This is a genomic window from Flavobacterium sp. PLA-1-15, from assembly GCF_049060005.1.
GTDB lineage: Bacteria > Bacteroidota > Bacteroidia > Flavobacteriales > Flavobacteriaceae > Flavobacterium.
In genome coordinates this window covers 26,101-36,933 of sequence record NZ_JBMGQS010000028.1, presented here as the reverse complement: position 1 = coordinate 36,933, position 10,833 = coordinate 26,101, and the positions used below count along the sequence as shown (strand labels likewise).

At 38.0% G+C, this 10,833-nt stretch carries 8 protein-coding genes; 3 read left to right on the top strand and 5 right to left on the bottom strand.

The annotated features are described in order from the left end of the window. A partial coding sequence (locus ACI6PS_RS13830) for a deoxynucleoside kinase (protein ID WP_421013161.1) occupies window positions 1-488 on the top strand: 488 nt, incomplete at its 5' end. A 382-nt stretch (window positions 489-870) separates the two neighbouring features. Here the strand turns inward: ACI6PS_RS13830 and ACI6PS_RS13825 are convergent. The 5 genes from ACI6PS_RS13825 to ACI6PS_RS13805 form a co-directional block, all read right to left on the bottom strand. Then, entirely contained in the window at window positions 871-3,279 is a 2,409-nt protein-coding gene (locus ACI6PS_RS13825; RefSeq protein ID WP_421013160.1) for a sodium-translocating pyrophosphatase, read from the bottom strand. A gap of 249 nt (window positions 3,280-3,528) precedes the next feature. Further along, the gene (locus ACI6PS_RS13820) at window positions 3,529-4,059 is read right to left on the bottom strand and encodes an inorganic diphosphatase (RefSeq protein WP_421013159.1); all 531 of its coding nucleotides are present in this window, start codon (window positions 4,057-4,059) and stop codon (window positions 3,529-3,531) included. A 234-nt stretch (window positions 4,060-4,293) separates the two neighbouring features. Further along, complete coding sequence (locus ACI6PS_RS13815; protein ID WP_421013158.1) at window positions 4,294-4,896, bottom strand: DNA-3-methyladenine glycosylase family protein; 603 nt, start codon at window positions 4,894-4,896, stop codon at window positions 4,294-4,296. 96 nt (window positions 4,897-4,992) lie between these two features. After that, on the bottom strand, window positions 4,993-7,470 hold the full coding sequence (locus ACI6PS_RS13810; RefSeq protein WP_421013157.1) for a DUF5686 family protein: 2,478 nt from the start codon (window positions 7,468-7,470) through the stop codon (window positions 4,993-4,995). 212 nt (window positions 7,471-7,682) lie between these two features. Beyond that, entirely contained in the window at window positions 7,683-8,663 is a 981-nt protein-coding gene (locus ACI6PS_RS13805; protein WP_421013156.1) for a pyruvate dehydrogenase complex E1 component subunit beta, read from the bottom strand. 279 nt (window positions 8,664-8,942) lie between these two features. Between ACI6PS_RS13805 and ACI6PS_RS13800 the strand changes: the two genes are divergently transcribed. Together ACI6PS_RS13800 and ACI6PS_RS13795 are read left to right on the top strand one after the other, a co-directional pair. Then, a complete protein-coding gene (locus ACI6PS_RS13800; protein WP_421013155.1) occupies window positions 8,943-9,689 on the top strand; it encodes an electron transfer flavoprotein subunit beta/FixA family protein in 747 nt (248 codons plus the stop codon). Between the two features lie 50 nt (window positions 9,690-9,739). Beyond that, on the top strand, window positions 9,740-10,708 hold the full coding sequence (locus ACI6PS_RS13795; protein WP_421013154.1) for an electron transfer flavoprotein subunit alpha/FixB family protein: 969 nt from the start codon (window positions 9,740-9,742) through the stop codon (window positions 10,706-10,708). Window positions 10,709-10,833 lie beyond the last annotated feature (125 nt).

Here is a 10,833-nt window from a genome sequence, read left to right as displayed (position 1 = left end):
ACCATCAGATGGAGCGCTGGTCGTTCAACCTTCAGATTTATTTCCTTAATAGCCGTTTCCGCCAGATTTTGCAGATCCGCGAAAGCGGTAAGAAAATCATTCAGGACCGAACGATTTATGAAGATGCCCATATTTTTGCCCCAAACCTTCACGCAATGGGCCTGATGACCAACCGTGATTTCAGCAACTATTCTTCATTATTTGAATTGATGGAATCGTTGGTAAAAGCACCCGATCTGTTGATTTACCTGAGAAGTTCCATTCCGAATTTGGTTGGACAGATCCACAAGAGAGGCCGTGATTATGAAAACTCCATCTCTATTGATTACCTGAGCCGTCTGAATGAACGCTATGAAGCCTGGGTACAAACCTATGATAAAGGAAAACTTTTGATCATAGATGTGGACAACATCAACTTTGTAGATAATCCCGAAGATTTAGGGAACATCATCAACAGGATTGATGCCGAATTAAACGGATTGTTTTAGAATTTTTTATTTTACATAGAAAAGCCTTTCGATTGAAAGGCTTTTTTTATGTTTGGTTACTAGTTGTACTATTTGACAATTACAACTGGTATAAATATCCAATACCAGATTCAATACTTTCTTCCATTTAATATTAAAAAAGTTAGTCTTACTAATAATTTACTTCGTATAAATACTAACTTAGTTAGCACTTACTACTAACTTAGTTGGTACTTACTACTAACTTAGTTGGCACTTACTACTAACTTAGTTGGTACTTACTACTAACTTAGTTGGTACTTACTATTAACTTAATTAAACTAATAATAATTAGCTTAATTATATATATAAAATAAAAAAATGCCCCGCTTTCGCAGGGCATCTTCAAAGGAATTTGGGATTCTTATTTCTTTTTAAGCTCTTCTAACCTAGCGTTTACTTCTGCTTCCGTACCTTCAATTACTTCAGTAGTTTTCACAGGTTCTTCGCCATCTACAACCGTAGTAGTGGTTATGGTTACTGTTGCGTTTCCATCCACATTGGTCTTGTCAATAGTTACTTCTTTTGAAACATTGGTAGTTGGTTTCAAACCATCAATTAGCTGTACCATTTCAATTTCTTCTGTTTGTGTAACGGCTGTATGGCCACCCAAGATTGGCGCAATCACTAGCCCAATTAAACAAGTCAGTTTGATCAAGATGTTCATCGAAGGTCCAGAAGTATCCTTGAATGGATCTCCAACCGTATCTCCCGTAACGGCTGCCTTGTGTGCGTCCGAACCTTTATACGTCATCTCGCCGTTGATCATTACTCCTGCTTCGAAGGATTTCTTGGCGTTGTCCCAAGCTCCTCCGGCATTGTTTTGGAACACGGCCCAAAGCACGCCCGAAACCGTAACTCCGGCCATATAACCTCCCAGCATTTCGGCAATCAGTTGGTTGTTATCGGCATAAACCAGTTTTCCTAAAAGCACAATCGCAATTGGAAAACCGATGGTCAGGATTCCCGGCAACATCATTTCGCGCAAAGCGGCCTTTGTAGAAATCTCTACACATTTTCCGTATTCAGGCTTCCCTGTTCCTTCCATGATTCCTGGGATTTCCTTGAACTGACGGCGTACTTCATATACCATATCCATTGCCGCTTTTCCTACGGAATTCATCGCCAAGGCAGAGAAAACTACTGGAATCATTCCACCCACAAATAACATCGCCAAAACCGGTGCTTTGAAGATGTTAATTCCGTCGATGCCTGTAAAGGTTACATACGCCGCAAACAAAGCCAATGAAGTCAAGGCTGCAGAAGCGATTGCAAAACCTTTTCCGGTTGCTGCTGTAGTATTTCCTACTGAATCCAAGATGTCGGTTCTGGTACGAACTTCTTTTGGCAATTCGCTCATTTCGGCAATCCCACCTGCGTTGTCAGAGATAGGTCCGAAAGCATCAATAGCCAATTGCATTGCCGTTGTCGCCATCATTGCCGATGCCGCCAAAGCCACACCGTAGAATCCTGCCAACGCATAAGTAGCCCAAATTGCGCCTGCAAACAAAATTACCGTTGGAAAAGTGGAGATCATACCTGTTGCCAAACCAGCGATTACATTGGTTCCTGCACCAGTCGAAGATTTCTCTACGATTGCCAAGACTGGTTTTGTACCCAATCCTGTGTAATATTCGGTTACGGATGAAATGGCTCCACCCACAAATAATCCGATTAAGGATGCATAGAAAACGCGCATTGACGAAATGTCTTGTAATCCTTCTCCAAAGAAGGACATTTTCATCGTTTCTGGCAACATCATATCGATTAGGAAATAACAGGCAATAGCCGTTAAAACTATCGAAACCCAGTTTCCTATATTCAATGCTTTTTGAACTTGTGCTTCTTTTGCACTATCACTTGAAATTTTCACCAACATTGTTCCGATGATCGAAAATAAAATTCCGAAGCCTGCGATTGCCATTGGCAATAATATTGGTCCGATTCCACCAAAAGCATCGGCAATGCTTCCGCCCATATCTTTAATTACATAGTTTCCTAAAACCATCGCCGCCAAAACGGTTGCCACATACGAACCGAACAAATCGGCACCCATTCCGGCAACGTCACCCACGTTATCCCCTACGTTATCTGCAATCGTAGCAGGATTACGAGGATCGTCCTCTGGAATTCCGGCTTCTACCTTACCTACTAAATCGGCACCCACATCGGCTGCTTTTGTATAGATACCTCCACCCACACGGGCAAACAAGGCAATTGATTCCGCTCCTAAAGAGAAACCTGCCAAGGTTTCTAAAACGATGGTCATCTGGTCGGTAGAAGTCCAAACGCCACCCATGAAATAATGGAATAAAATGATGAAAAACCCTGTCAATCCTAAAACGGCAAGACCTGCAACACCAAGTCCCATAACAGTTCCGCCGCCGAAAGAAACTTTCAATGCCTGAGGCAAACTTGTTCGTGCGGCCTGAGTGGTTCTAACGTTTGTTTTTGTGGCAATCTTCATTCCCATATTTCCCGCAAGGGCAGAAAAAAAGGCTCCGAAAACGAAAGCCACCACGATTAGAATATGTGTTGTTGGGACAACAAATGAAATTCCTGCTAGAGCGATACTTGCTCCAATTACGAAAAACGTCAACAGCCTGTATTCTGCTTTTAGGAAAGCCAAGGCACCTTCGTAAATGTAATCTGAAATTTCTTTCATCTTTCCATCACCGGCATCTTGTTTTAAAACCCAGGATCTCTTGACAGCCATAAAGACCAACCCAATAAGCGCCATCACTAACGGCACATAAATCATGAATGATTCCATAAAAATTATTTTTGGTAAATGTTAATATTATGTAAATATAACGAAACACACCTGAATAAAAAAGAATAATTCTCATTGTACAATTGGTTTTTTTATGGCATTATCAGTCTGAAATCATTCTTAATAAGATAAAAAACTCGTTAAGCATCCATTTCATTAGCTTTCTAAAAACATTCTTATTTAAATGAAGAGCATAAAAAAAAGCAATACTCAATGAATATTGCTTTTTAATTGAAAAACAAGGATTGCTTATTTTATACTGAAAAGACCTGGTGCTTTGTTTGGAATATCATCAAAACGCTTTGTGCATTCTGCGATGATAGCGTAAGCTTCGTTTACATCTCCCCAACCTTCAACATCTACTTTTTTGTTTTCAAGATCTTTGTATACTTGGAAAAAGTGCTCGATTTCTTTTAACAAGTGACCGTTGATATCCGATAAGTTTTCCAATGAATTCCAAATTGGATCTGAAACCGGCACACAGATGATTTTTTCATCCGGACCTTTGTCGTCTGCCATGTGGAATACTCCGATTGGCTTTACTTCCATCACACAACCAGGAAAAGTTGGCTCGTTTACCAAAACCAAAACATCTAGAGGATCTCCGTCTAACGCCAAAGTTTCTGGGATAAATCCGTAATCTGCAGGATACATCATCGATGAAAATAACATCCTGTCGAAACGCATTCTTTTTATTTCAAAATCGTATTCGTATTTGTTTCTGCTTCCTCTTGGTATTTCGATCAATACATCGAAAGTAGTTAATTTGTCTGCTGTCATTTTTGCTTTTTTACTTTTCTAAATTTCAGACTGCAAAAGTAAGGAAACATTGGAGTTTTACAACAAAAAAAGGAGTTATATCTGTATAAATTTTGTGTAAATAAATTCGGCTAAATAGTAAGGATTAGAAATAGTTATCCAATTAAACAGATTGAATAATTTAGTGAGATTTATTTTAAAGAAAATTGAAAAAAGGAAGGCTAAAATTGGGATATAATTATTTTCAAAAAAGCATCAATATCCTGTTTTTCTGCCTCTTTTTTCCAAGTAATAATGCCACAACAGAAAACTTGCGATGGAACGATGCGGACTCCATTTCTGGGCATATACTTCCATTTCTATCTTATCGTGAATGCCGAGCAATTCCTTGATGGTATTTACAATTGCAATATCACCAAGCGGAATCACATCGGGGTGATTCAAGCAAAACAACAAATAGACATCTACCGTCCAGTTGCCGATTCCTTTTATCTTGATGAGTTCTTCGCGAACTTGCTGGCTTGGTTTTGAAGGAAGACTTTCTAAATCTAATTCACCATTAAGAATTGTGGTCGAAAGCGCTTTGATATAGCTAGTTTTCTGACGACTCACACCAGCACTTCTATACTCTTCGTCTGATAATAAAAATAATTCCTCTGGAAGGAACTCACTAACTTTACTTTTTAATTTGGCAAAAATTGCCCTTGCGGAATCGATTGAAACCTGTTGCTCGAGGATTAATAATGAAAGTGTGGCAAAACCTTGTGGCCGTTTTGGAATGATGGGCAATCCATACAAATCTATGATGCGTTTGAAAACGGGATCTTTTTCTAAGAGAAAATCAATTGCTTCTTGCATTTTCTATAAATTAAAACCATTAAGGAATTAAGTAAAATTAAGCGAATGCTTGGTTCTACAGAACTCTTTAATGGTTAAATAAAAATAATTGGAATCTTAAAAATGGAATCCGAAAGAGCCTTTTATACCGAAATTAGTAGTTTGTGGTGTGATATAGCTTCCTCTCCATGCAAATTCAATTCTGAACACTTTAAAGATGTTACCAATTCCTGCGTTGTATTCCCAATAGAAATCTTCCGGAGCCTGATAGATCAATCCCGAAGGTATGTTGATGTCGCGATTTTTCTGGCTGATGGTTCCGTACACTCCTTTAAATCCGATGGTTTCACGCCAGTTTAATTTTCTCAATAACGGAATTCTAGAAAAAATTCTTCCTCCAAAATTATGCTGCAATTGAATTGTGGCATAACTGTCGGCTGCGAATTCATAGAAATCAAGCAAGTTAAATGTATTTTCGATTGAGAAATACGTCTGGTTTCCTGGAACGATACTCATCAATCCGAGTGGAATATAGCTGTAGGTTTTTCCTAATTCTACAATTGCATCCAAACGACCCAGACCACCGATGTTCATAGGTTGCTTGTAGTACAATTGTATTTTTTCGTAATCAAAATCACTGTTCATCACGCCTTTCAAACCTTGGCTGTAGTTGACAAAAATGCGTGGGTAAGGATTGTCAACGATACTTCTTTCTACGCCATAACCAACGGTTTTACGACCTGGAGTATAATCAATCTGGAAGTTAACCTCCGTTTGTGTGATGTTATTTTTTATCTGTTGACGCGTCAAATCAGTATAATAAGCCAAACTAAAGGTCTCTGAAGCCGATTCAAGTGTACGGTAAGAACCACCAATTTGTAAGGTCAAATTCTTTACCGGCTCGATTTCTAATGCAACAGACGAAAGATTGATGTTCGTTAATTTTCCATTGTTTCCACTGGTAAAAAGTGCCGAAGAAGCAAAACTTCTACCCAAAACATCATTTGTTGTGGTAAGGCTTGCGCCAATTTGCTCCACATCTCTCCTATTTCCTCCCGAAATGGTCAATCGGTTTTTTCTATTCAGCAGCCATTTTCCAGAAAGTCCGTATTTGAATTTATTGTCTTTGAATCCGTAAGCCGTGTAACCCTGTAAACGCCACATATCGTTCGGACCAAAATAAGTTCTTCCACCAATACGCATCCTGATGCCTTCAACTTCATTAAAACCAAAGGTTGAGAAAATCGGACCAATGTCAAAATTCCCTTTTTGGATATAACCGCTCCCCAGAATGGAAACAATATCATACAATTGCCTAAACTTTTTATTGGTTTGCAATGTATCGAGCATCTTATAAATGCCCTTTTCATCCTTATTTAAATTCTCGAAACGGTTCTCTTCCCAAAAATCATCATCTCTTGTGTAGATAGCGTCGTCGTGAAAATTGACTTCTTCTTTATAAAAATCTGTCGGTTTCTCCTTATCGAATTCATGGTTTCGGAACATTGTGGTTCTTTTTCCATAAACGCCTCTCGACTTTTCCTTTTTGTTCAAGGCAAAATCCGTCATCATATAATCTCTTTTCAAAAGAAAAACAGAGTCGTTCAAGACCTCAAATTCCTGCTCGATATAGATTTCCTTCACCCAGTTGATGTTGGCACTTTTCGAAGCCTGAAGATTGATATCCTTGATGGCCCAAGTGGAATCATTCACCCAAAAATCACCTTTGAAAGTAAGTTCGTTCGGACGACGAGGATAATAGACAATGTTATAGCACCATTTGTTATCCACAAAAGCACTATCCACTAATCGGTAATTATAAACATCGATTCCTGTCCGTGAAAGCGGACTTGTAAAGGCCTTATCGAAGAACTTCAGATAGTTATCGTAAATATCATAATCCGCATATAAATCCTTGATAAAGGCGATGATTTGCTGATTGGTATTGAAACCTGAATTTTTATTCGCCTTTAGAATTTCTTTTACTTTTCCACGAATATTATCTCCATAAACATTTGAAAGTGCTTCGTTGATGAAAATTGGCAAATAAGTTTTTCCGGTAACGCTTGAAGTATCTACAGAATTGAAGACGAATTCCATTCCTTTGAAAACACGGCTTTTCATAAAAGCACTGTCGATGGTATTCATATCAAATTCAACCTTCTCGTACTTCTCCATTTCATATTGCTTGAACTGACGCAAACCATTTTTACGTTTTCGAGCCCAAATTTTTCGTAGAATATCGATTGCTGGATTGTTCTTTTTGGATGTCTTTCCAGTGTAAACCTTGACTTCCGATAATTCTTCTCCCGATACCAACGTAATTTTCATATCGTAGGTCACGGATTTCTCAAGTTGGATTTCTTGAGTTGTATATCCAATAAAAGAAATAGAAAGCGTTTTTCTGTTTTGGGAAGATTCGAGGTAGAAACGGCCGTCTTCGTTCGTAATCATCCCTTCGGAAGTACCTAAAAAAGCAACACTTGCGTAGGCAACTGGCTGTTTGTTTTCGTCCAACACAACTCCACTCACTTTAGTTTGGGCTATCAAAAAATTGGCAAGCAATAAAAACAGTCCTAAAAATATATTTTTCATATAGAAATTTATCGTCTAAAAATCAGATTCATAATGCAATACACCTGACGAATTACAAGTATTATTGCTACATCGGAAATAAAAAAAGCTTCATCAAAGTTGTTCTCTGATGAAGCCTCAAATATAGTTATTTCGATAATTGAAAAATTAGAAAATGTGTTAATTAGACAATAATGACTTTAAGCACTTTTCTAACCTCAAAAATCATCTATTTACTTTTTATACATTACTTTTTTTACCGCTTTGATAACGTCAGTAGAATTAGGCAACCATTCCTTCAACAAAGTTGGAGAATAAGGTGCCGGCGTATCTGCAGTTGTGATTCTTTGAATTGGAGCATCAAGGAAATCGAAAGCTCTTTCTTGAACCATATAGGTAATTTCAGAAGCAACACTTGCAAATGGCCAAGCTTCTTCCAACACTACCAAACGATTTGTTTTTTTCACAGAAGTCAAGATTGTTTCATAATCCATCGGACGAACTGTTCTCAAATCGATGATTTCACAAGAAATACCTTCTTTCTCCAATTCTTCCGCTGCGATATGCGCTTCTTTGATAATCTTACCAAAAGAAACAATCGTTACATCCTTACCTTCTCTTTTGATATCGGCAACTCCTAGTGGAATGGTGTATTCTCCTTCTGGAACTTCACCTTTATCACCATACATTTGCTCCGATTCCATGAAGATAACCGGGTCATTATCACGGATAGCCGCTTTCAACAATCCTTTTGCATCATAAACAGTTGACGGAACTACAACTTTCAAACCTGGAGTGTTGGCAAACCAGTTTTCAAAAGCTTGAGAGTGTGTTGCACCTAATTGTCCAGCAGAAGCGGTTGGTCCTCTGAAAACCATAGGCATAGGAAATTGTCCAGCCGACATCTGACGCATTTTAGCAGCATTGTTTATAATTTGATCGATACCAACCAATGAAAAGTTGAACGTCATAAATTCCACAATCGGACGGTTACCGTTCATTGCAGAACCTACTGCGATTCCAGCAAATCCAAGTTCGGCAATTGGAGTATCAATAACTCTTTTTGGACCGAATTCATCTAACATTCCCTTTGAAGCTTTGTAAGCACCGTTGTATTCGGCAACTTCCTCACCCATTAAATAAATAGATTCATCACGACGCATTTCTTCGCTCATCGCTTCACAAATAGCTTCTCTAAATTGGATTGTTTTCATATATCTTAAAATTATCTTCTTAAATTTTGAAACGCAAAAATAAAAATTAAAACGTATATAAAAGCATAATTAAGTTTAAATTAATTCGCCCCTTTACCAGAATTACTTATTCAATCTCAATATTCATCAACCTTCAAAATTGGCACTTCTTACAAACACTTCCAAAAACCGCCTACGAAAACGTTATAATTCACAAAAATAGTATGCACGCATAGTTCTTTTTTGAAAATATAGTTGTATTTTCGTCACCGAAATACGATAATCTAAATTATAAATAAGATGAAAATATTAGTTTGCATCAGTCACGTTCCTGATACTACTTCAAAAATTAATTTCACCAATGGCGATTCAGAATTTGATACCAATGGCGTTCAATTTGTAATCAACCCAAATGACGAATTCGGATTGACAAGAGCCATCTGGTTTCAAGAGCAACAAGGAGCTAACGTAACTGTAGTGAATGTTGGAGGTCCTGACACGGAACCTACTTTAAGAAAAGCATTAGCAATTGGTGCTAACGAAGCAATTCGTGTAAATGCAAATCCAACTGATGGATTTTTCGTTGCAACACAATTGGCGGAAGTAATTAAAAACGGTGAATACGATCTAGTAATTGCCGGTAAAGAATCATTGGATTACAATGGTGGAATGGTTCCTGGAATGCTAGCCGGAATCTTAGGATACAACTTTGTAAATTCTTGTACAGAATTAAAAGTGGACGGAACTTCTGCAACAGCATCAAGAGAAATTGACGGTGGAAAAGAAACGGTTTCGACTTCTCTTCCATTAATTATCGGTGGACAAAAAGGTCTTGTGGAAGAAAAAGACTTGAGAATCCCGAATATGAGAGGAATCATGACCGCAAGAACAAAAGCTTTGACTGTACTTGAGCCAGTTGCTGCAAACAACAATACAAAAGCTGTAAAGTTTGAAAAACCAGCTCCAAAATCGGCTGTTAAATTAGTAAGCGCAGATAATTTGGATGAATTAATCAATTTATTACACAACGAAGCGAAAGTGATCTAAGGTTATTCAAAAATCTAAAATCAGAATTCTAAAATCTAAAATTTACGACTATGTCAATATTAATATATGCGGAATCAGCAGAAGGAAAATTCAAGAAAGTAGCTTTCGAATTAGCTTCCTACGCAAAAAAAGTAGCTGAATCATTAGGAACAACCGTAACTGCAGTAACGGTTAATACAGCTGATGCTTCAGATTTATCAAAATACGGAGTAGATAAAGTATTAAAAGTAAATAACGATAAATTATCAAAATTTACAGCAAAAGCTTATGCCGATGTCATTAAGCAAGCTGCTCAAAAAGAAGGTGCAAAATTAGTTTTACTTTCTTCAACAACAGACAGTTTGTACCTTGCTCCACTTGTAGCCGTTGCTTTAGAAGGCGGTTACGCTTCAAATGTGGTTGGACTTCCTGTAAGTACATCACCATTTCAAGTAAAAAGAAATGCTTTCTCAAACAAGGCCTTCAACATCACTGAAATTTCAACAGATGTAAAAGTTTTAGGACTTGCAAAAAACTCTTACGGTGTTTTCGAAAGTGCTTCATCATTATCCGAAGAGGATTTCACCCCAACCATTGGCGACAATGATTTTGGTGTAAAAGTAGAATCTGTTGACAAAACTTCAGGAAAAGTAACCATTGCTGATGCAGAAGTTGTAGTTTCTGGAGGCCGTGGCCTTAAAGGACCAGAAAACTGGGGAATGTTGGAAGAATTGGCTGCTGTTTTGGGTGCTGCAACTGCTTGTTCCAAACCTGTTTCCGACCTAGGATGGAGACCTCACAGTGAGCACGTTGGACAAACAGGAAAACCAGTTGCCACCAATCTTTACATCGCTGTCGGGATTTCTGGAGCCATCCAGCACATTGCCGGAATCAACTCTTCTAAAGTAAAAGTAGTCATCAATGCCGATGCTGATGCACCTTTCTTCAAAGTGGCAGATTACGGTGTGGTTGGCGATGCTTTCGATATCGTTCCAAAACTGACTCAAAAATTAAAAGAATTCAAAGCGAATAATTCGTAAATAATTTTTTAAATTGTGCCCATATTAGGGCTATCTAAATTTAGGTAGAAATATCCACGTTTAGATAGCCCTTTTTATATTTTGGAGCGAAAGGTTCGGGCATATTTGGAAACCATTTTCCCGCC